Annotated in this window: 13 protein-coding genes, 12 tRNA genes and 3 rRNA genes; 25 read left to right on the top strand and 3 right to left on the bottom strand. The window is 44.5% G+C overall.

The features are described from left to right. The first annotated feature begins 31 nt into the window (after positions 1-31). The 16 genes from CJ190_RS06800 (at position 32) to CJ190_RS06725 (ending at position 7,360) form a co-directional block, all read left to right on the top strand. Complete coding sequence (locus tag CJ190_RS06800; protein WP_070598259.1) at positions 32-853, top strand: DUF1189 family protein; 822 nt, start codon at positions 32-34, stop codon at positions 851-853. Between the two features lie 485 nt (positions 854-1,338). Continuing rightward, positions 1,339-2,886, top strand: a 16S ribosomal RNA gene (locus tag CJ190_RS06795). Between the two features lie 212 nt (positions 2,887-3,098). Further along, positions 3,099-6,002, top strand: a 23S ribosomal RNA gene (locus tag CJ190_RS06790). 75 nt (positions 6,003-6,077) lie between these two features. Further along, positions 6,078-6,193 (top strand): 5S ribosomal RNA (rrf, locus tag CJ190_RS06785). Together the 16S, 23S and 5S rRNA genes with 12 tRNA genes alongside form the textbook arrangement of a ribosomal RNA operon. Positions 6,194-6,206: 13 nt before the next feature. After that, positions 6,207-6,280 (top strand) — tRNA-Asn (locus CJ190_RS06780). A gap of 34 nt (positions 6,281-6,314) precedes the next feature. After that, a tRNA-Ser gene (locus CJ190_RS06775) sits at positions 6,315-6,401 on the top strand. Positions 6,402-6,414: 13 nt separating this feature from the next. Continuing rightward, a tRNA-Glu gene (locus CJ190_RS06770) sits at positions 6,415-6,486 on the top strand. A gap of 21 nt (positions 6,487-6,507) precedes the next feature. Then, positions 6,508-6,580, top strand: a tRNA-Val gene (locus tag CJ190_RS06765). A gap of 13 nt (positions 6,581-6,593) precedes the next feature. After that, positions 6,594-6,666 (top strand) — tRNA-Asp (locus tag CJ190_RS06760). Between the two features lie 12 nt (positions 6,667-6,678). After that, positions 6,679-6,751 (top strand) — tRNA-Phe (locus tag CJ190_RS06755). Between the two features lie 7 nt (positions 6,752-6,758). Beyond that, positions 6,759-6,839, top strand: a tRNA-Tyr gene (locus CJ190_RS06750). Positions 6,840-6,868: 29 nt separating this feature from the next. After that, positions 6,869-6,939: transfer RNA gene (locus CJ190_RS06745), tRNA-Trp, on the top strand. A 29-nt stretch (positions 6,940-6,968) separates the two neighbouring features. Further along, positions 6,969-7,041, top strand: a tRNA-His gene (locus CJ190_RS06740). Positions 7,042-7,048: 7 nt separating this feature from the next. Beyond that, positions 7,049-7,120, top strand: a tRNA-Gln gene (locus tag CJ190_RS06735). Between the two features lie 74 nt (positions 7,121-7,194). Further along, a tRNA-Cys gene (locus tag CJ190_RS06730) sits at positions 7,195-7,265 on the top strand. Positions 7,266-7,276: 11 nt separating this feature from the next. Continuing rightward, positions 7,277-7,360, top strand: a tRNA-Leu gene (locus tag CJ190_RS06725). 191 nt (positions 7,361-7,551) lie between these two features. Here CJ190_RS06725 and CJ190_RS06720 read toward each other — a convergent pair. Beyond that, on the bottom strand, positions 7,552-8,118 hold the full coding sequence (locus CJ190_RS06720) for a chromate transporter (RefSeq protein ID WP_064292968.1): 567 nt from the start codon (positions 8,116-8,118) through the stop codon (positions 7,552-7,554). A 2-nt stretch (positions 8,119-8,120) separates the two neighbouring features. After that, positions 8,121-8,708 carry a chromate transporter gene (locus tag CJ190_RS06715; protein WP_082888666.1) on the bottom strand — a complete coding sequence of 196 codons (588 nt, stop codon included), beginning with the start codon at positions 8,706-8,708 and terminating at the stop codon, positions 8,121-8,123. Positions 8,709-8,864: 156 nt separating this feature from the next. Between CJ190_RS06715 and CJ190_RS06710 the strand changes: the two genes are divergently transcribed. Further along, on the top strand, positions 8,865-10,193 hold the full coding sequence (locus CJ190_RS06710; RefSeq protein WP_070598410.1) for an FMN-binding protein: 1,329 nt from the start codon (positions 8,865-8,867) through the stop codon (positions 10,191-10,193). Between the two features lie 76 nt (positions 10,194-10,269). Here the strand turns inward: CJ190_RS06710 and CJ190_RS06705 are convergent, their stop codons facing one another. Further along, on the bottom strand, positions 10,270-11,895 hold the full coding sequence (locus CJ190_RS06705) for an aryl-sulfate sulfotransferase (RefSeq protein WP_064292966.1): 1,626 nt from the start codon (positions 11,893-11,895) through the stop codon (positions 10,270-10,272). A 320-nt stretch (positions 11,896-12,215) separates the two neighbouring features. On the opposite strand from CJ190_RS06705, the gene CJ190_RS06700 reads away from it, so the two are divergent. From CJ190_RS06700 to CJ190_RS06665, 8 genes are all read left to right on the top strand, one after another. Continuing rightward, on the top strand, positions 12,216-12,788 hold the full coding sequence (locus CJ190_RS06700; protein ID WP_168162794.1) for a YdcF family protein: 573 nt from the start codon (positions 12,216-12,218) through the stop codon (positions 12,786-12,788). Positions 12,789-13,355: 567 nt separating this feature from the next. Continuing rightward, positions 13,356-14,138, top strand: coding sequence for a metallophosphoesterase family protein (locus tag CJ190_RS06695; protein WP_064292964.1), 783 nt, complete (start codon positions 13,356-13,358; stop codon positions 14,136-14,138). Positions 14,139-14,176: 38 nt separating this feature from the next. After that, the gene (locus CJ190_RS06690; RefSeq protein ID WP_064292963.1) at positions 14,177-15,469 is read left to right on the top strand and encodes an ABC transporter substrate-binding protein; all 1,293 of its coding nucleotides are present in this window, start codon (positions 14,177-14,179) and stop codon (positions 15,467-15,469) included. 77 nt (positions 15,470-15,546) lie between these two features. Continuing rightward, positions 15,547-16,839, top strand: coding sequence for an ABC transporter substrate-binding protein (locus CJ190_RS06685; protein WP_064292962.1), 1,293 nt, complete (start codon positions 15,547-15,549; stop codon positions 16,837-16,839). Between the two features lie 30 nt (positions 16,840-16,869). Continuing rightward, positions 16,870-17,745, top strand: a complete 876-nt coding sequence (locus tag CJ190_RS06680; RefSeq protein ID WP_064292961.1) for a carbohydrate ABC transporter permease — start codon at positions 16,870-16,872, stop codon at positions 17,743-17,745. Further along, positions 17,735-18,568: a carbohydrate ABC transporter permease gene (locus CJ190_RS06675; RefSeq protein ID WP_013668872.1), complete on the top strand. Its 834-nt coding sequence runs from the start codon at positions 17,735-17,737 to the stop codon at positions 18,566-18,568. The genes CJ190_RS06680 and CJ190_RS06675 overlap by 11 nt, the downstream gene beginning before the upstream one ends. 32 nt (positions 18,569-18,600) lie before the next feature. After that, positions 18,601-19,776: an ABC transporter ATP-binding protein gene (locus CJ190_RS06670; protein ID WP_064292960.1), complete on the top strand. Its 1,176-nt coding sequence runs from the start codon at positions 18,601-18,603 to the stop codon at positions 19,774-19,776. A 26-nt stretch (positions 19,777-19,802) separates the two neighbouring features. Beyond that, positions 19,803-21,110 (top strand): ABC transporter substrate-binding protein, encoded by a 1,308-nt coding sequence (locus tag CJ190_RS06665; protein WP_064292959.1) that lies wholly within the window; start codon positions 19,803-19,805, stop codon positions 21,108-21,110. Positions 21,111-21,179 lie beyond the last annotated feature (69 nt).

Here is a 21,179-nt window from a genome sequence, read left to right as displayed (position 1 = left end):
TGAAAATATCATAGCAGAAAGGAACCCCTTCATGCGCTCTTCTTTAAAAAATATTTTAACTTCTGCCTATGTTTATCGACAAAGGCGCTCACTCAACACTTTTGGGATGGTAATAGTTATTCTTGCCCTAAGTCTAATTTTAACCTTACCCTTTGCTTTACGTTTTCAGGGGGTAAATAATGAAGTTTTTGACCAATCTTACCAAGAATTATTAGCAGATTTTCCCAGTCAGGGTGTTGACCAGAAGCTAAAGGATTATACCGTTCAAGAAGGGCAATTAGTTCCCCGAGATGGGGCTAAGGAAAAGGAGGAAAAAATGGATGCGCCAGCAATAAGTATCGGGATTTTACCCAAACCGGAAGAATTAGATACTCTTTTTCTGAATAACCCCTCGGCCTTTATTTTTCTAGAAGATATGATGGTCTATCAACCTCGAGAAGGCGATGACTTTTCCGCACCTTATAATAGAAACACACAGGACAAGCTAAGTAGTCAGGAATTACTGGAGCAGTTCTATCAAAACTATCAGAAAAACTATCGTAAGAGCCAGAAATACTTATTCGTCGGCATGCGTCATATTCTCTTTTTACTTTTTCTTATCCTATATAGTCTATTAGCTGCTGTGATCCTCAACCGCTTGCGACTAGCCCGGCGCTTAGATTTCTATAATCTGAAGGAGTGCTATGGGACAAGTCTACTTTCCTTGATTTTACCCAGCTTCCTTGCAAGTTTATGGGGTTACTTTAATCTAAATAACCGCTTGATGGCGTTTCTAGTCATCCTATTAAGCCTCGGGCAGCTCATTATGGCTTATTATTTCACTGGCTTTAAGGAAAAAAACTTACCTAAATAGTGATATATCTAGTTATTATATGGAATATGAACAGCTAAGGGGAAACAATTATGAAAAAAGTTGGAGAAAGTTATTGACAAACAATGGGGAACTTGGTATTCTATAAAAGTTGTTTCTCACGAGGAAAGATTTATCTCGTAAGAAAATAAATCAAAAAAACTTGTTGACAAACAACTTAGCGATAAGCTATAATAATTCTTGCTGATCAAACAAAACTGATCGGAAAACTTAATTCTTTAACCAGCTTTAAACACTTCAAAAAACTTTTTTAAAAAAGTTGTTGACAAGAATCTAAAAGCTATGGTATACTAATTAAGTCGCTGTCACAGAAGACGGCAAGATTAGACCTTTGAAAACTGAACAAAGAAGACGAACCAAATGTGTAGGGCATCAACATTTTGTTGATGAACCAACAATTCAAACAATAAGTCTAGACCAGACTATAACTAGTCAGCAAACAAATGAGCTATCAACGCTCATGATTCTTTCATGAGAGTTTGATCCTGGCTCAGGACGAACGCTGGCGGCGTGCCTAATACATGCAAGTCGAGCGAACCGACGAAGTGCTTGCACTTCTGACGTTAGCGGCGGACGGGTGAGTAACACGTAAGGAACCTACCGATAAGCGGGGGACAACATCCGGAAACGGGTGCTAATACCGCATAGGAAAGGTCACCACATGGTGGCTTTTGGAAAGACGGCTTTGCTGTCACTTATCGATGGCCTTGCGGTGCATTAGCTCGTTGGTGGGGTAACGGCCTACCAAGGCAATGATGCATAGCCGACCTGAGAGGGTAATCGGCCACATTGGGACTGAGACACGGCCCAAACTCCTACGGGAGGCAGCAGTAGGGAATCTTCCGCAATGGGCGCAAGCCTGACGGAGCAACGCCGCGTGAGTGAAGAAGGTTTTCGGATCGTAAAGCTCTGTTGTAAGAGAAGAACAAATTGGAGAGTAACTGCTCCAGTCTTGACGGTATCTTACCAGAAAGCCACGGCTAACTACGTGCCAGCAGCCGCGGTAATACGTAGGTGGCAAGCGTTGTCCGGATTTATTGGGCGTAAAGGGGGCGCAGGCGGTTTCTTAAGTCTGATGTGAAAGCCCACGGCTTAACCGTGGAAGTGCATTGGAAACTGGGGAACTTGAGTACAGAAGAGGAAAGTGGAACTCCATGTGTAGCGGTGGAATGCGTAGATATATGGAAGAACACCAGTGGCGAAGGCGACTTTCTGGTCTGTTACTGACGCTGAGGCCCGAAAGCGTGGGTAGCAAACAGGATTAGATACCCTGGTAGTCCACGCCGTAAACGATGAGTGCTAGGTGTTGGAGGGTTTCCACCCTTCAGTGCCGAAGTTAACGCATTAAGCACTCCGCCTGGGGAGTACGGCCGCAAGGCTGAAACTCAAAGGAATTGACGGGGACCCGCACAAGCGGTGGAGCATGTGGTTTAATTCGAAGCAACGCGAAGAACCTTACCAAGTCTTGACATCCTTTGACCACTCTAGAGATAGAGCTTTCCCTTCGGGGACAAAGTGACAGGTGGTGCATGGTTGTCGTCAGCTCGTGTCGTGAGATGTTGGGTTAAGTCCCGCAACGAGCGCAACCCTTATTGTTAGTTGCCAGCATTCAGTTGGGCACTCTAGCGAGACTGCCGGTGACAAACCGGAGGAAGGCGGGGATGACGTCAAATCATCATGCCCCTTATGACTTGGGCTACACACGTGCTACAATGGATGGTACAACGAGCAGCGACCTTGTGAAAGCAAGCGAATCTCTTAAAGCCATTCTCAGTTCGGATTGTAGTCTGCAACTCGACTACATGAAGCCGGAATCGCTAGTAATCGCGGATCAGCACGCCGCGGTGAATACGTTCCCGGGTCTTGTACACACCGCCCGTCACACCACGAGAGTTTGTAACACCTGAAGTCGGTGAGGTAACCTTTGGAGCCAGCCGCCGAAGGTGGGACAGATGATTGGGGTGAAGTCGTAACAAGGTAGCCGTAGGTGAACCTGCGGCTGGATCACCTCCTTTCTAAGGATATATTCGGAATACATATTTGAGTCTTCTTTGTTTAGTTTTGAGAGGTCTAACTCTCTATTGTTCTTTGAAAACTGAATACTATCATAACATTCCGCATTTCTATTTTTTTGCGAGATAGAAATGTTAATAAACCAATTTTACCAAGCGTAAAAACCGAAAAAGAAAGAGTTTTAAAACTTTTCGCATCATACAACTTAACCGGTGGTTAAGTGAATAAGGGCGTACGGTGAATGCCTTGGCACTAGGAGCCGATGAAGGACGGGACGAACACCGATATGCTTCGGGGAGCTGTAAGTAAGCTTTGATCCGGAGATTTCCGAATGGGGGAACCTCATTGTTTTTATCGACAATGGTCCACTCAGTGAACACATAGCTGAGCGGAAGGTAGACGTGGTGAACTGAAACATCTCAGTAGCCACAGGAAGAGAAAGAAAAATCGATTTCCCGAGTAGCGGCGAGCGAAACGGAAAGAGGCCAAACCAGCGTGCTTGCATGCTGGGGTTGTAGGACTGATGGACGGGAGTGAATGAGTTAGTCGAACGCCATGGAAAGGGCGATCAGAGAGGGTGACAATCCCGTAGGCGAAAGCTCAGCCACCTCATTCAGTATCCTGAGTACGGCGGTACACGTGAAATTCCGTCGGAATCCGCCAGGACCATCTGGCAAGCCTAAATACTCCCTAGTGACCGATAGTGAACCAGTACCGTGAGGGAAAGGTGAAAAGCACCCCGGAAGGGGAGTGAAAGAGTACCTGAAACCGTATGCCTACAAGCAGTCAGAGCCCGTTAAGGGGTGATGGCGTACTTTTTGTAGAACGGACCGGCGAGTGACGATAGCAAGCAAGGTTAAGCTGAAGAAGCGGAGCCACAGCGAAAGCGAGTCTGAAGAGGGCGTTGAGTTTGTTGTCGTCGACCCGAAACCAAGTGATCTACTCATGTCCAGGCTGAAGGTGTGGTAAAACACACTGGAGGGCCGAACCCACGTCTGTTGAAAAAGGCGGGGATGAGGTGTGGGTAGCGGTGAAATTCCAATCGAACTTGGAGATAGCTGGTTCTCTCCGAAATAGCTTTAGGGCTAGCCTCGGATGATGACTATTGGAGGTAGAGCACTGTTTGATCGAGGGGTCCATCCTGGATTACCGACATCTGATAAACTCCGAATGCCAAATAGTTTAGTCCGGGAGTCAGACTGCGAGTGATAAGATCCGTAGTCGAAAGGGAAAGAGCCCAGACCACCAGCTAAGGTCCCAAAGTTTCAGTTAAGTGGAAAAGGATGTGGGGTTGCTTAGACAACTAGGATGTTGGCTTAGAAGCAGCCATCATTGAAAGAGTGCGTAATAGCTCACTAGTCGAGTGACCCTGCGCCGAAAATGTACCGGGGCTAAACTGAACACCGAAGCTGTGGATCCGTAGGATGGTAGGAGAGCGTTCTATAGGCAGAGAAGCATGATCGTGAGGACATGTGGAGCGTATAGAAGTGAGAATGCCGGTATGAGTAGCGAAAGACGGGTGAGAATCCCGTCCACCGAATGACTAAGGTTTCCTGGGGAAGGCTCGTCCTCCCAGGGTTAGTCGGGACCTAAGCCGAGACCGAAAGGGATAGGCGATGGACAACAGGTTGAGATTCCTGTACTTGTTTGATTTGTTTGAGCGATGGAAGGACACAGAAGGCTAAGCGGAGCGCGGAGATGGAAAAACGCGTCCAAGCAATGAGTGAGAAGGTGAGTGAAAGGCTTGCCTCAGGCTTCATGAGTTGTGACGGGGAGGGAAGTTTAGTACCGAAGCCGCCGACGTCACGCTGTCAAGAAAAGTTTCTAGTGAGAATCAAACAACCCGTACCGCAAACCGACACAGGTAGTCGAGTGGAGAACACTAAGGTGAGCGAGCGAACTCTCGTTAAGGAACTCGGCAAAATGACCCCGTAACTTCGGGAGAAGGGGTGCTGACCGCAAGGTCAGCCGCAGTGAATAGGCCCAAGCGACTGTTTATCAAAAACATAGGTCTCTGCCAAATCGAAAGATGATGTATAGAGGCTGACGCCTGCCCGGTGCTGGAAGGTTAAGAGGAAGGGTTAGCGTAAGCGAAGCTCTGAATTGAAGCCCCAGTAAACGGCGGCCGTAACTATAACGGTCCTAAGGTAGCGAAATTCCTTGTCAGGTAAGTTCTGACCCGCACGAAAGGCGTAACGATTTGGGCACTGTCTCAACGAGAGGCTCGGTGAAATTGTAGTACCAGTGAAGATGCTGGTTACCCGCGACAGGACGGAAAGACCCCATGGAGCTTTACTGTAGGTTGATATTGAATGTTTGTGCCACATGTACAGGATAGGTAGGAGCCATCGAAGTCGGGACGCTAGTCTCGATGGAGGCACTGGTGGGATACTACCCTTGTGGGATGACCATTCTAACCCGCGACCATTAGCTGGTCGGGAGACAGTGTCAGTCAGGCAGTTTGACTGGGGCGGTCGCCTCCTAAAGTGTAACGGAGGCGCCCAAAGGTTCCCTCAGAATGGTTGGAAATCATTCGCAGAGTGTAAAGGCAGAAGGGAGCTTGACTGCGAGACCTACAAGTCGAGCAGGGACGAAAGTCGGGCTTAGTGATCCGGTGGTTCCGCATGGAAGGGCCATCGCTCAACGGATAAAAGCTACCCTGGGGATAACAGGCTTATCTCCCCCAAGAGTTCACATCGACGGGGAGGTTTGGCACCTCGATGTCGGCTCATCGCATCCTGGGGCTGAAGTCGGTCCCAAGGGTTGGGCTGTTCGCCCATTAAAGCGGTACGCGAGCTGGGTTCAGAACGTCGTGAGACAGTTCGGTCCCTATCCGTCGCGGGCGTTGGAAATTTGAGAGGAGCTGTCCTTAGTACGAGAGGACCGGGATGGACACACCGCTGGTGTACCAGTTGTTCCACCAGGAGCATGGCTGGGTAGCTATGTGTGGACGGGATAAGCGCTGAAAGCATCTAAGCGTGAAGCCCCCCTCAAGATGAGATTTCCCATACTTTAAAAGTAGTAAGCCCCCTGAAAGACGATCAGGTTGATAGGTTTGGAGTGGAAGCTTAGCAATAAGTGGAGCGGACAAATACTAATCGGTCGAGGACTTATCCAAAGGATAAGGTTGTATGAGGTTTACGGAAGACATGATAGATTCAGTTTTGAGCGAACAAGCTCAAAAAATAAATTGTACGGTGACGATGGCAAGAAGGACCCACCTGTATCCATCCCGAACACAGCAGTTAAGCTTCTTAGCGCCGAATGTAGTTGGGGGTTGCCCCCTGTGAGACTAGGACGTTGCCGTGCAATCTTATTTTATTCCGCAATAGCTCAGTTGGTAGTAGCGCTTGACTGTTAATCAAGATGTCGTAGGTTCGAGTCCTACTTGCGGAGTTATGGCGAGTGAGTCCTCAGGCTTTAAGCTATTGGAGAGTTGTCCGAGAGGCCGAAGGAGCACGATTGGAAATCGTGTAAACGGGAGACCGTTTCAAGGGTTCGAATCCCTTACTCTCCGTTTATATTTTGTTGGCCCGTTGGTCAAGCGGTTAAGACACCGCCCTTTCACGGCGGTAACACGGGTTCGATTCCCGTACGGGTCATTACTTCTTTAAGAGTAATCAGGAGAATTAGCTCAGCTGGGAGAGCGTCTGCCTTACAAGCAGAATGTCGGGGGTTCGAGCCCCTCATTCTCCATTATTCATATATTGGTCCGGTGGTGTAGGGGTTAACATGCCTCCCTGTCACGGAGGAGATCGCGGGTTCAAATCCCGTCCGGACCGTTCTTATAATGGGGTCCGATAGCTCAGTTGGTAGAGCACTTGATTGAAGCTCAAGGTGTCGGCAGTTCGATTCTGTCTCGGACCATCCATTAGGAGGGATAGCGAAGCGGCCAAACGCAGCGGACTGTAAATCCGTTCCTTCGGGTTCAGAGGTTCGAATCCTCTTCCCTCCATAAAATGATAACTATTCTCATTTGAGAATAGGGACATAGTTTAACGGTAAAACTACGGTCTCCAAAACCGTCGATCTGGGTTCGATTCCTAGTGTCCCTGTTAAACCTGTTATATATCATATATATATGGCGAACGTGGCGAAGTGGTTAACGCATCGGATTGTGGCTCCGACACTCGGGGGTTCGATTCCCCTCGTTCGCCCTTACATTGGGGTATCGCCAAGCGGTAAGGCAACAGACTTTGACTCTGTCATGCGTTGGTTCGAATCCAGCTACCCCAGTTTGATGATTATCATGCTAGTGGTAATTGTTTAGACCTCTTCTTAAAAGAAGAGGTTAGTTTTTAATTAAATATGGCGGTATAGCCAAGGGGTAAGGCACGGGTCTGCAAAACCTTTATCGCCGGTTCAAATCCGGCTACCGCCTTTTATATATAAGCCGGCGTGGCGGAATTGGCAGACGCGCGGGACTCAAAATCCCGTGTCCTCACGGACGTGTGGGTTCGACCCCCACCGCCGGCACTAAAGAAAACGTTGTTATATCAAGCTTTTTAATAAAGTGATATAACAACGTTTTTTTGTTTGATAAGAAGTGTAACGAAAAAGGTAACGTTGAATTTAAATTTCATTATGTAGACTTTTAGTTACATTGTAATCAGTTTTCTAGCTAGCTCAATAGTGTCTTTTTATTATATAGTGGCTAATAATTTCCTTTACACCACCATAAAAACTGCTTGGTATATTACATTAATGACTCCTGCTATGACGATAACTAAGATGGGATTGACTTTATATCTGATGAGTATGGCCAAGGCGAGGCCAAAGATGACTACGGCTACCCAATTGATATTGACTAGGGCAATTGGAGCTTCACCCCAAAATGCGGAGATTAAGATTAATAAACCGGCTGCGGCAATCATAGCTACTACAGCCGGGCGTAAGGCCACCAGCACGTTCTGTAAGAGGTTAAGATTACGATATTTGAAGTAGAGACGGGCGATAATGCTCACGATAATAATGGAAGGTAAGATTGAACCCAGAGTGGCAACAATAGCGCCCAGGGGCCCAGCCAGCTTAGTTCCTACAAAGGTTGCGGAATTGATAGCGATCGGACCGGGCGTCATTTGCGAAATGGTGATCAGGTCGGTAAATTCCTGCATGGATAGCCAAGAGTGGTTTTCAACGATTTCTTCTTGAATCAAGGGCAGGGCAGCATAACCACCGCCGAAGCTAAAGGCTCCAACTTTTAAAAAGGAGATAAGTAATTGCAAATAAATCATGATTAGCGTCCTTTCCTACTTTGTAACCAGCTGTATATTACTCCTAGTCCAATGCAGCTTAAAATAATATAGATAATATTAACGGCAAAGAAGTAATTAGCAATAAAGGCAGCTAGCATAATAATAACCAGAATGGGTTGCTTACGCCGCCAAACGTCAGCAACCATATCTAAGACAACGCCGGCGATAACGGCTGCCACGCCAGCCTGCATGCCTTCCAAGAGGGTCTTAACCCAGAAATTTTGGATAAATTGTTGGTAAAAGAGGGCAATTACCGAAATAATCAGCATGGGTGGTAAGATGGTGCCTAAGACAGAGACTAGGATACCGATAAAGCCAGCTAATTTGTAACCGATCACGATCGCGCCGTTCACTGCGATTGCTCCGGGAGAAGATTGGGCAATCGCCACTAGGTCTAGCATCTCGTCTTCTTCAATCCAACCATAATCATCCACAAAGGTCTTTTTCATGAGGGTTATGATGACATAGCCCCCACCAAAGGTAAAGGCAGAGAGGTAGAAAGTCGACCAAAAGAGTTTGACCAGCATCTGGCGCTTACTTTTTGAGTCTTTAAGCATTTTTTCGTACATTGAACAGACTCCTTCTTTAATAGTTATCTCTAGTTTACTTTTATATGGTTGATTAAGCAAAGAAATAAGCAAAGGGTTCTAGATATCATTGGTCTTTAGCTAGCGATTATTATACAATGTAATATATACAATAAAGATTTAGAAAGGCTGGAAAAAATGGCAAAATTTAAACCAGGCTCTTACCATGAAGAAGCTCAGGGCTTTCTGGATATGGTAGAAGTTGATGTAAAAGTTAGTGAAGATAAGATTGAAGATATTCAAGTTTCTGAAGCTGATTCAGAAAATGTTGGTAGCCTAGCCATTAAGCACTTGGTTAATCAAATCCTAGATAAGCAAAGTGTTGATGTGGATGTTCTGTCAGGCGCTACGCATTCTTCTGAAGGACTCATTCAGGCAGTCAAAGAAGCCTTAAGGATCGCGGCCGGGGAACCTGAACCTAATGAATTTACTCCAGGAACCTATTATGGTGAAGGGGACGGCTACAAGGGGAAAGTGTCCTTAGCAGTGACTGTTGACGAGAACGAAATTACCGATATCAAGTATCGGGGCATTGAAACGCCAGAACTCGGTGGTCAAGCCTCAGAAAAATTAATCCAACAAATCAAGGAAGATGGCAGCAAGCGTGAATTTGATGTGGTTTCTGGGGCAACCTATACCACGATGGGGATGCAATACGCCTTAGACCGGGCCTTAGTCTATGCTAGAGGGGATGAAGATCCTGACGCTGAACCTTACTCCTTCCAAACCGATACCCGGGTAGATTTTGGGACAGGTTGGTTAACCTTGGATGAAGTCCAAGCCATCCTTGATAACTTAGAAGTGGAAATTTCTTTTGTCGATAAGCAAAACCGTTTCCTCTACTATAACAAACGCCGCCATCAAGAAGATGCGGGGACGCCACGGTCTCCAGTAACTTTAGGAGGCAATGTTTCTGATTGTCACCCACCACAAATCCGTACCAAGGTGGAAGGGATTATGGAAGACCTCCATCATGGTCGTCGTCGCAGTGAGAGTATGTGGTACACCAAGGGCAACGGGAATAAGGTCTACTTACACTACCGTCCGATCTATGACCAAAAAGGTCGCTATCTCGGGGTCTTAGAAACCGTTCAAAATGGTAAACCCTTCATTGATACGGCGGAATCCTCTTGGGACCGGACCTTGCATGACCCACATGTATCCAACCCCTTCCTGGGTGAAACCGCTGAAGACGTTAACCAATGGTATCAAGAACGCTACGAAGCGGGTCTTGATGATGAACTCCAACATGCCATTGAGAAACCTTATATTGAAGCTAGCGAGGGTGGCCCAAGACCAGATACGGTATCCAAGGCAACTTCAAAAGCTAAGGATAAAGAAGAAAATGAAAGTAAGGATGCGGTGTCAGGTGCCTCACAACATGAGCACAAGATGCCGAATCCAATGCCTAAAGAAGAAATTGAAAGAGGCCGGGATAGCGTTTCTGGGCCGACCGCGCCTCATTAAAGAGCGGCCAATTTAAAATCATTCACTAAAAAACCTCAAGCCAGGCTAGCATTTGCCTAGGCTTGAGGTCTTTTGTTTAAAGAATATTTTCATAGAAGAAGTCTTGCAGGTCTAACTTAACCAAGCGGTAGGTCCAACGGGGGACAAAGAATTGAAATTGCCGGATAAGATCTCCTTGGGGATTATATTCTCCGAGGATATTAGTCATCCCGCTAGTGGTAATATAATTACCTTTATAGACTTGGGCTGAGGAAACGATGGAGGAATAGGGCACTGGAAAGGCTTGGACCAGGTCATAAGTTCCGCTCGCTTCATCCACCTGTAAATTATAAAAGTAAGAGTAAGCATCAAGCACTTCTGGATCAAATTCTTCGCTCATTTCCTGAGGCAGGTCGATAACCAGGTCATCTCGGGTACCCAGACGCCAGTAGTTATTATCGAAGAGGGTTAAATTGTAAAAGCCATCATTAATCGCATTGGATTGGAAACGAACACTATGTTGGCCGCCAGTCGGCTTAAAGTCGCTGTCAGGAGTGAGCAGGTAATACTCATAACCCGTCCCCGCCCAAACTGCTTCCGGCCCGATGATATAGTCAACGGTCACTTGGTCAAAGACATTGGATAATTTAATCAGTGATGAGGTTTCCCTGGAAGAAAGAATTAATTCATCACCATTGATGACATCAATGGCATTAATATGGATCCAGTCTAAATTAGTCAAATTACCCTCTTCATCCAGGACGTTAAAGCCATCATCAGTGTAATCGATATCTGAATAGTCTTGGTCAGGGTGTGCGGCTAAATAACTAGCGATCTCATTTTGAGCCCGGTTCTGGTGGGTGGCCATCACGGGTTGAAAATAATTAGGAAAAATCGCTTTTAAGTCGATCAGTTTCTGACTTTCACCTGTCCGTAAATCGAGATAGGTGATGGTGTCTTCAATGGTATCCGTCTGATCGTTAGTGGTTAATAGGAAGGCCGCATCCTTTTTCTCGTTAACAATGAAGTCATGGTGGACAGAATAATTAGGCAATTCATAGATGCGAACGGGTTGGCCTAAGCCATTCAGAACAGCTAATTTGCCGTTGCTTACCCTAACCAGCAGGTGGTGCTTATCCAGAAATTGATAGTTTTCTAAGCGGGCGCCGTCAGAGACCAATTCAGAGCGAATGATCCCATTATTATCATATAAATAGGAAAACTTGGCATTATCCTGGTCGCTCCCCATGCTGGCATAGAAACCATCAGTCAGTTCTTCCCTTCCAGAGTCGTAGAGGACTTCCATTTTGGTCTCGTAGTCAGTGGCCTGGATATCGGGGGCACTAATCTGAAATTGATAGTCGGTTAACTTGTTATTATCAATATCGTAGAGATTAACTGTCAGCTGGTTAGCTTCATTAGGCACCAGACCGATCATAGTAAATTCATAAGCACTGGGATCCTGACTGTAATTGACCGGTTGGAAAGTGAGGGAATCGCTGGATTCAGACTCGATGGTATAGGTTACTTTGCCAATGTCTTGATCAGGGTCAGGCAAGTAAGTATAAATGGATTGAGTGAAGGTTCCAAAGGGGTTCATAATGAAAAGCCCATCCTCATAGGACTTATGCTTGTTTTGTAGACTCTTGATCTGGTCAGAGATACTTGCTTGGACCTCTTCATCATAGTAGGAGAGGTCGAGAGCCTGAACTTGGTCAGTCAAACTTAAAAGCTTCTCGCCTGATTCAATCCTGTCGCTGACCGGTTGATAGATTTCCTTATAATCACTGAGGGACTGGCTTGTGTGATTAGGCAGCTGACAGCCAGCTAATAAGCATAAGGCCAGTATAATAAGATATTTAATGATAAAACTCTCCTTTAAATACAAAATTTAAGTGCGAAGGGTTATTTTATCATAAAATGTTTACTTTTTATAGAGATAAAACCATTGTTTAGGCAGGGAAATTGCTATAATAAGGTAAGTCATTTTGTAAGAATAATAGCTTTAAAGAGCAAAGCTTACTTGTGAAAGGAGGTCAAATGATGAAAAGAAGATGGCTAACCGGTCTCTCTCTAGGAGCGCTTCTTGGCTTAGGATTGAGGTCCCTCTACAAGCACTTGGACCAAGGGCAGCCCCCGCAAGTTTCTGACTTAATTATCGTGGCCGAGGGTCCGGCAGTCGAACGGGGTGAAAAGGCGGTTCACTTACTGCAGGCAGGCTACAGTCGGGCTGATAAAATGATTGTTTCTCCCCGCTATACTGATGTGGGGGAAGACCTATTTGTCGGTTACCAGCGTTTGGGGGCCAAGCGGGAGAACTTAATCGAGGAAAAGCAGGCCACATCCACCTGGACTAATGCGACGACTTCCTTAGCCCTCATGGATAAATTGGGCTATCATTCTGCCATTGTCGTGACCAGTGACTATCACATGAGACGGACGCGGCTGGCTTTTGAGCGAGTTAACCGCGACTACGGCTTCCAACTCAATTTTGTGAGCGCCTATTTTCAAGGGGAAAGCTATCCAAACCACCCCTATACCCAAAACATGGCCTTGCAAGAGTTGTATAAGTATATTGGTTATTGCTTGCACTTGAATCATTGGATTGATTTGTAAAGATAAGCGAAGTCAAGAACAGTTAAATTGGCTTCAAGTGGCTAAGTGAATACAGGACAGAATAGCAAAAGTCCATTAAATAAAAGAGGTTAGGTGAATGGTCCTAACCTCTTTTATTACATTATAGCTTATTTAGCGTGAGCTAATACTTGGGCTTTTTCTTTGGCTTGACGTTTGCTTTCTTCACGTTGCACTTGTTCTAAGCTCTTGTAAGGGCGGCGTTGTTCGAAAAATCTTAACATAATGGTTTTCATCCTTTCTCGTTTTTGATTTTTACCTTTTGACTTGGCCAATGATTGGCCTTATGTAAATTTTACGTAAACTATTCTAGCGTATTGTAAATTTAATGTAAAGCTAATTTCGGATCTTTTTACATTTAATTAACATTTCCTAGGAATTTCTTAATCATTCCTTATAAATTTACTTATTAGTTAATATTTGTAAAAAGACCTATTTTTATTTACCGAAAAAATACCTATTATTTACAAACTTTACTCAAAAGCGGCGCTAGAATTTACATTGCTTGGCTAAAATGGACAATGTACTTTAATGGAAAGGAGAATTCACATGAAGTTTTTGCATCTTTCGGATACCCATTACTTGGATAATTACCAAGGCGAGTTTGAAGTGTTTGGGATCGACTATGAACCCCATGAAAAACTTTTTCACGCTTTAGAGACTTTCGATTTTAATAGCGTGGATTTTGTGGTGAATACGGGTGATTTGATTCATGATGGTGGCGTAGAAGACTACCAGGCGCTTGACCGAATATTGCGGTCCTACATGCCTAAAGATATGCCCCTTTATTATGTATTGGGCAACCACGACAATAAGGCAGCTTTTTACCAAGCCTTATACGGCAAGGAAGCTGATGAAGGATTAAATTATGTGGTTGATTTTCAAGGCTATCGCTTAATTATCTTAGATACTGCCGAACAGAGTCGTCACCACGGGATTATTTCTAAGGAAATGGAAGCTTGGTTAGCTGATCAATTAGCCAAGCCTAGTGAAAAGGGAACCTTACTTTTCCACCACCATCCTCTACTTATTGGCTGGGAACCAGGAGTTATCGAAACTGAGATTAGTGACAGCTATCTGGATCTATTAGAAGAGTCCGATGTACGGGGGATTTTTACTGGTCACCTTCATGAAAACCGCCATGCCATGGTTAGAAATATCCCGCAACACACGGCGGCTTCCTTGGCTTTCGGTCTGGAGCAAGTGGGGGATGTCGCTTTCTTTACCGATCAACTGGGTTATTCCGTGGTTGAAGTGAATGATGAGACCATTGATGTCTTTACGAAGACAACCAATCCCGTCACGGAACGCTACAAGCAACAAAGATTATAAGTTATTGGTCACTAGATATCGCTTAAAGGAGTAGGCAAATGAAACTAAAGAAATGGTTGTTAGGTGGTTTAACCTTACTTACAGGTTTATCACTGGCCGCTTGCGGCAATAGCTCAAGTGGCAATGAAAGTGCTGCTTCGGACGGGCCAATTGAAATTGAATATTGGCATCCTAATGGTGATACCAAGGGAGGGCCAACCGTCACTGAATTAATTAATGAGTTTAATGAGTCTCAAGACGAAGTCCATGTGACGGGTGTCTTTCAATCAGGGACCTTCCAAGGCTTAATGCAAAACTTACAAACCAATGCTGCGGCGGGGAAGACGCCGGCTCTGGTTCAAGTTGGTTGGTCTTATCGTGAATACTTTGCTAATAACTTTGAATATAGTCAGCCACAAGATATTATTGACAATTTATCAAAAGAGGATAGTGGCTTTATCTCTGATAAGTTTGAAGAAAACATCTATAACTTAGCCACTGCTAATGATGGTTCCCAAGTCGGACTACCTTATTCCTTATCGGTAGCTGTTATTTATTTAAATATGGATATCTTGAATGAAGCCGGGGTTAATAAAGACGACCTGAAGACATGGGAAGATATCCGCCAAGCTGCTCAAACCATAAGCCAAAACACTGATCACATCGGTCTCTATATCCAAGAAGCCCAAGATAATTGGAATATCCAGGCCATGGTAGAGTCTAACGGTTCACAGGTGCTAAAAGATGGCAAAGCCGCTTTTGCTGACGAAAAGGGTAAGGAAACTTACCAGTTTTATCAAGATATGGTTGAAGAAGGGAGCGCCCTCCATGCTACTGGTGAGGAGGGACAACAAGCTTTTATTTCAGGAAATATCGGGATGTGGCACCAATCGGTTGCTCACCGGACTAACGTGATGAAGAATGCCAATTTTGAAGCGGTAGCGATTCCTTCACCAGCTTTTGAAGGGGAAGAAAATAACAAACCGGCGGGCGGATCCATGCTAGTGGTTACCGGTCAAGATGAAGAACAACAATTAGCTGCTTGGAAATTTATGAAGTTCTTATATGAACCAGATAACATTGCCGCATGGACTGCTGGAACTGGATATGTGCCACCAACGAAAGATGCCTCTGAAAATGAAGATTTACAAGCCTTAATTAAGGACGACAAAATCTTCCCAGCTGCTTATGCCAACTTAGAAAACATGGTCCCCTGGGCACCGTTCCCTGGAGACTCCGGGATGCAAGCAGAAAAAATGCTTATTGACCTCAAAGACCGTGTCCTAAGTGGCGCTGACGTAGAGACTGAAGTCACTAAGACCCAGGATGAAATTAACCAATTGATTAAATAAGAATGTATGATATTTGGAAGCTAAGCATGTCTATTAATTTAAGATTCTCAGTTTAATTTAAGAAAAGGAGTAGAGAAATGAAGCTTAAAAAATGGTTATTAAGTGGCTTAACCTTATTAACAGGTTTATCACTAGCCGCATGTGGCAATAGCTCAGGAGAGGGCGATAGCGCTGCTTCTGACGGCCCCGTAGAAATTGAATATTGGTACCCTAATGCCGACACCCAAGGGGGACAAACGGTTACTGAACTGATTAATGAGTTTAACGAGTCCCAAGATGAAATCCATGTGACCGGTGTTTTCCAATCGGGGATGTACCAAGGCCTAATGCAAAACCTTCAAACCAATGCTGCAGCTGGTCAAGTGCCGGCCTTAGTACAAATTGGCTGGTCCTACCGCGAATACTTTGCCAATAACTTTGAATATAGCCAACCCCAAGAGATTATTGACAACTTATCCACTGAAGACAGTAGTTTTATCACCGATAAGTTCGAAGAAAATATCTATAGCCTAGCGACAGCCAATGACGATTCCCAAGTTGGTTTACCTTATTCCTTATCGGTACCGGTAATTTACTTGAATATGGATATCTTAAATGAAGCCGGGGTTAATAAAGATGACCTCAAGACCTGGGAAGACATCCGGGAAGCGGCTCAAACCATCAGTGAAAACACTGACCACACCGGCCTATATATCCAAGAAGCGGAAGATAACTGGAACATTCAATCCATGGTGGAATCTAACGGTTCTCAAATGCTAAAAGACGGTAAAGCTGCTTTTGCTGACGATAAAGGGAAAGAAACCTACCAATTCTACCAAGACATGGTTGAAGAAGGCAGTGCTATCCATGCTTCTGGCGAAGACGGCCAACAAGCCTTCATCTCAGGAAACATCGGCATGTGGCACCAAACCATCGCCCAACGGACCAATGTCATGAATAATGCCAATTTTGAAGCCATAGCGATTCTTTCTCCTGCTTTCGAAGGCGAAGAAATTAACAAACCAGCTGGGGGTTCTATGTTAGTGGTGACTGCCCAAGATGATGACCAACAATTAGCTGCTTGGAAATTTATGAAGTTCTTATATGAACCAGACAACATTGCTGCCTGGACTAAGGGAACTGGCTATGTGCCACCAACGAAAGATGCTTCTGATAACGAAGAATTACAAACTTTAATTAAAGACGATAAAATTTTCCCAGCAGCCTATGCCAACTTAGAAAATCTAGTTCCTTGGGCACCATTCCCGGGTAACTCTGGTATGCAAGCAGAACAAATGCTCATTGACCTCAAAGACCGTGTCTTAGGTGGGGCTGACGTGGATACTGAAGTACAAAAGACCCAGGATGAAATTAACCAATTGATTAAATAACAATGCTTGATATTTAGAAGGTGAGGAAATATGAAAGAGCGTTATAAACCGCTATGGTATCTACTACCAGCCATTCTCATTTTTGGTATATTTGTAGCTTGGCCTACACTCTATACTTTATATTTGAGTTTCTTTGAATGGAATATGGTCAGTCCTAAGAAGACATTTGTAGGCTTTGACAATTACATCACTTTGTTTACTGACCCCCTAACTTATAAGATCCTATGGAATACCGTCGTCTATATTCTTATCTTGTTAGTGGTTAACTTTGCTGTTCCTTATGTGATTGCCTTTGTGCTTCATTTCTTAATTCCAAAATTCAAAGACTTCTTTAAATCCGCATTTTTCCTGCCTTCATTTATTTCAATGGTGGTTGGATCAATCGTCTACAACTGGATTCTGAATCCAACTTCAGGACCAGTGGCTAAATTATTAGGCTTTGTCGGGATTAACCTCCCTAACTGGTCAACCTCCCAAAGTCTGGTGATTGTGGTCATTTGTTACATTACGGCTTGGAAAGTTTTTGGTTATAACTTTATTACGCTTTATGCGGCCATTTCAGGGATTGATAATGAAGTCATTGAAAGCGCGCGTTTGGATAAAATTCCTTCCTGGCGCGTCTTCAAGGATATTGTTGTTCCTATGTCCTCCTCAACTGGTCTATACGTATTCATTATGACCATTGTAACTGGTCTCCAATACGTCTATACCCCGATTTCGGTCATTACCTCAGGGGGACCGGACAATGCCTCATCCAACTTGATTTATGAGTCTTATAAGAATGCCTTTGTTCTTTTCCAAACCGGCTATTCGGCAGCCATGTCCATAGTGACCTTATTACTCTTTTCTATCTTACTGTTCTTGAACTTCAAGTTCAGCGAAAGGGGTGTCTACTATGCAAACTAGGGGCAAATGGAGCGCAAGTAATGTTATTTGGACCATTGTCTTCATTCTTATCGTGATCATTTGGTTAATGCCAATCTTATTTGCATTGGGAACCTCACTGAGACGACTCCCGGATGTTTATGACAATGTCCTAGCCTTTATCCCTCTGCAACCGGTCTTTGATAACTACATCAAGTTGATGGACCGCTTGCCACTACTTAGGATCGTGATGAATACCTTTACTATCGCTACCACTGTAACGGTGGCTAAGTTAGTGATTTCCTTCTTAGCTGCCTATGCCTTTGTCTACTTTGACTTTAGAGCGAAGAAATCATCCTATTTTCTCTTTATTTCTTCCATCTTTATTCCCTTTACGGTAACCATGATTCCTAACTACCTCATGATTAACCGGATGGGACTGGGAGACAATATTTTTGGTGTAGTCTTCCCCTTAGTTGCTGATGCCACCGGGATCTTATTGATGAACCAAGCCATGCGGAATATTCCGTATTCACTGATTGAAGTAGCCAAGTTGGACAATATCTCTGACTGGCGGATTATGAAGGATATCATTGTGCCCTTGATTCGTCCACAATTGACCTCGACGGGGATTTGGTTCTTTATCAATTCCTGGAACGAATTTGTATGGCCATCCCTCTTCTTAAAAACCGAAGAAAACTTTACCCTACCACTGGCCTTACAACTCTTTATGTCGGCAGAAGGTGGTACTGACTTTACCGTTGCCATGGCAATATCCGTGATTACCATGAGTATTCCGCTATTACTCTACCTGGTATTCCAAAAATACATTATCGGTACCTTCACCTCAGCCGGTATTAAATAGATTAGCGACAAAGTAAGGAGTGCAAAAAAGTAATGACTAGAATCTTATTAGATAACATCAAAAAAGCTTACGGCGATACCGTCATCATGGAAGATATGAGCTTCTCGGTTGAAGAGGGTGAACGTTTAGTTTTACTCGGCCCATCTGGTTGTGGGAAGTCTACCATCTTGCGGATGATTGCCGGCTTTGAAGAAATTACGGATGGTAATTTGATGTTTGATGAACAAAAGGTGAATGAAGTGGCTCCGGGAGACCGTAATGTAGCCATGGTTTTCCAAAACTATGCCCTTTATCCCCATATGAATGTTTATGATAACATCACTTATGGCCTTAAGGTTAACAAAGTCCCCAAAGACCGGATCGATAACCGGGTCAATGAAGTGGTGGAAGCTTTAGACTTAGAAAAATATTTACAACGTAAACCTGCCGAATTATCTGGTGGGCAACGGCAACGGGTCGCTTTAGCTCGCGCCACAGTGAAAGATAGTGATGTCTTCCTTTTAGATGAACCCCTATCTAACTTGGATGCTAAGTTACGGGTCTCAGCCCGTGAATCCTTGGTGGATATTCATAGACGTTATCAACAAACCATGATTTACGTGACTCACGACCAAATCGAGGCCATGACCTTCGCAGACCGGATTGCCCTATTGAACTTTGGGGAATTACAGCAAATCGATTCACCGGAAAATATTTACCACACTCCGGCCAATATCTTTACCGCCCGCTTTATTGGAAACCCACCGATGAATATCTTTGATAACAGTTCCTACAAGGATGGCCGGCTCTTTATCCATGAGCAATCGGCACCCCTAGCCCCTGAATGGGTAGAATATATTGAAGCAGGTAACTACCGCAACCTCAAAGTGGGTATTCGTCCAGAAGCAATCAAGGTGACTGTGAATCCTACAGAGACCACTTTCACTGGGGTAGTCAGCCATGTTGAAAACCAAGGAGCTAACTACGCTAATTATGTAGATATCGCTGGCGAAACCATGGTGGTCTTAACCCAAATCCGCCTGGCTGATCCAGGGGATCCTATTTATATGGAATTTGAAAAATATGACTTACATTTCTTTGATGTCGATACCACAAATTCCATTGGCTATCCAGAAAATATTCTTAATGCCAAGCGCTTATCTGCTGGTCAAAAACCACTACCTATCGGAGCAGAAGAGCCCAAAGTTCCAACAGCTAATAAAAAATAATAATATAGAAAGAGGGTTAAAGAAGGATGTCATTAAAAAATAGAATCTTCAAGGGAGCCATGGCTCTCTTGGCTGGACTCTCCCTTGCAGCCTGTGGCAACGGGGGTTCAGAATCCGCAAGTAACAGTGGTGAGGGCGACGGCCCGATTGAAATTGAATATTGGCATGGTAATGCTGATACCCAAGGGGGCCAACAAGTTAAAGAACTGGTGGACAAATTCAATGAATCCCAAGATGAAGTTCATGTGACCCCTGTGTATAATGAGGGGTTATACGTTGGTTTGATGAAGAACCTCCAAACCCAAGCAGCAGCTAAGAAATACCCCGCTGTGGTTCAAATTGGTTGGGCTTACCGGGAATACTTCGATGAGAACTTTGAATCCATGAAACCTGCTGAGTTGATTGACAAGTATGCGGCTGAAGAAGATAAAGACTATATGAACACCAAGTTCCATGATGAATTCACCAACCTCGCTAAGAACTTAGAAGGGGAAGTTCTCGGTTTCCCTTACTCTGCATCCACTGCGGTTATCTTCGTCAATGAGGACCTCCTTGCAGAAGCTGGCGTCAACCCTGATGAAATCAAGACCTATGATGACTTATTTGAAGCGGCTAAAACGGTTAAAGACAAAACTGGAAAATATGGTCTAAATATCGACCAATCTAATGACAACTGGACTTCCCAACAATTAATTGAATCTAATGGGGGGAAAGTGGTTACTGACGATGGTAAGACAGCCATCGGTTCTGATGAATCCGTTGAAGCCATGGGTGCATGGGCTAAGGGGATTGAAGAAGGTTACATCTTCAACGGCCAAACCGCTGACGGTCAACAATCCTTCATTACTGGTGACGTCGCTATGACTAACTCCACCATTGCCCAACGTGGTAACATTACCCGTAACGCTAGCTTCAATGCTAAAGCTATCCCTCTACCAAGCTTTGGGGATAAAGAACGCGCAATTCCTGCTGGGGGTTCATTCTTAGCGGTAACTGCTCAAGATGAAGCTGAACAAGAAGCTTCTTGGAAATTTATTAAATTCCTCTTTGAACCAGACAACATTGCTATTTGGGACGAAGGGACTGGTTACCTCCCACCAACGACCGATGCGACTGAAAATGATACCTTGAAGAAATTGATTGAAGAAGATCAAATGTATCAAACCTCATATGGTCAAATGGAAGACTTAGTACCATTCTCATCCTTCCCAGGGACTAACGGCTTACAAGCTTCTGAGAAATTCAGAGACGCACGTGACCGTATCTTTACTGGCGTGTCTGCTTCTGAAGAACTGCCTAAAGCAGAAGATGAAATTAATGAATTATTAAACTAGTCTGATTAAGTGAAAGCTGGGGCAAGTGGATGCTCCAGCTTTTTTCGCCAATTAAGAAAGGGGGATAAT

The organism is Aerococcus loyolae (genome assembly GCF_002871915.2).
Taxonomy (GTDB): domain Bacteria; phylum Bacillota; class Bacilli; order Lactobacillales; family Aerococcaceae; genus Aerococcus; species Aerococcus loyolae.
The sequence above is the reverse complement of the archived record's forward strand: the minus strand, read 5'-3'. Positions and strand labels throughout refer to the sequence as shown.

Bases quoted from the DNA above. Each gene is read 5' to 3' on its own strand.
- CJ190_RS06670 (WP_064292960.1), top strand. From the start codon at position 18,601: ATGACTAGAATCTTATTAGATAACATCAAAAAAGCTTACGGCGATACC.
- CJ190_RS06675 (WP_013668872.1), top strand. From the start codon at position 17,735: ATGCAAACTAGGGGCAAATGGAGCGCAAGTAATGTTATTTGGACCATT.
- CJ190_RS06685 (WP_064292962.1), top strand. From the start codon at position 15,547: ATGAAGCTTAAAAAATGGTTATTAAGTGGCTTAACCTTATTAACAGGT.
- CJ190_RS06800 (WP_070598259.1), top strand. From the start codon at position 32: ATGCGCTCTTCTTTAAAAAATATTTTAACTTCTGCCTATGTTTATCGA.
- CJ190_RS06700 (WP_168162794.1), top strand. From the start codon at position 12,216: ATGAAAAGAAGATGGCTAACCGGTCTCTCTCTAGGAGCGCTTCTTGGC.
- CJ190_RS06680 (WP_064292961.1), top strand. From the start codon at position 16,870: ATGAAAGAGCGTTATAAACCGCTATGGTATCTACTACCAGCCATTCTC.
- CJ190_RS06715 (WP_082888666.1), bottom strand. From the start codon at position 8,708: ATGTACGAAAAAATGCTTAAAGACTCAAAAAGTAAGCGCCAGATGCTG.
- CJ190_RS06690 (WP_064292963.1), top strand. From the start codon at position 14,177: ATGAAACTAAAGAAATGGTTGTTAGGTGGTTTAACCTTACTTACAGGT.
- CJ190_RS06710 (WP_070598410.1), top strand. From the start codon at position 8,865: ATGGCAAAATTTAAACCAGGCTCTTACCATGAAGAAGCTCAGGGCTTT.
- CJ190_RS06665 (WP_064292959.1), top strand. From the start codon at position 19,803: ATGTCATTAAAAAATAGAATCTTCAAGGGAGCCATGGCTCTCTTGGCT.
- CJ190_RS06695 (WP_064292964.1), top strand. From the start codon at position 13,356: ATGAAGTTTTTGCATCTTTCGGATACCCATTACTTGGATAATTACCAA.
- CJ190_RS06720 (WP_064292968.1), bottom strand. From the start codon at position 8,118: ATGATTTATTTGCAATTACTTATCTCCTTTTTAAAAGTTGGAGCCTTT.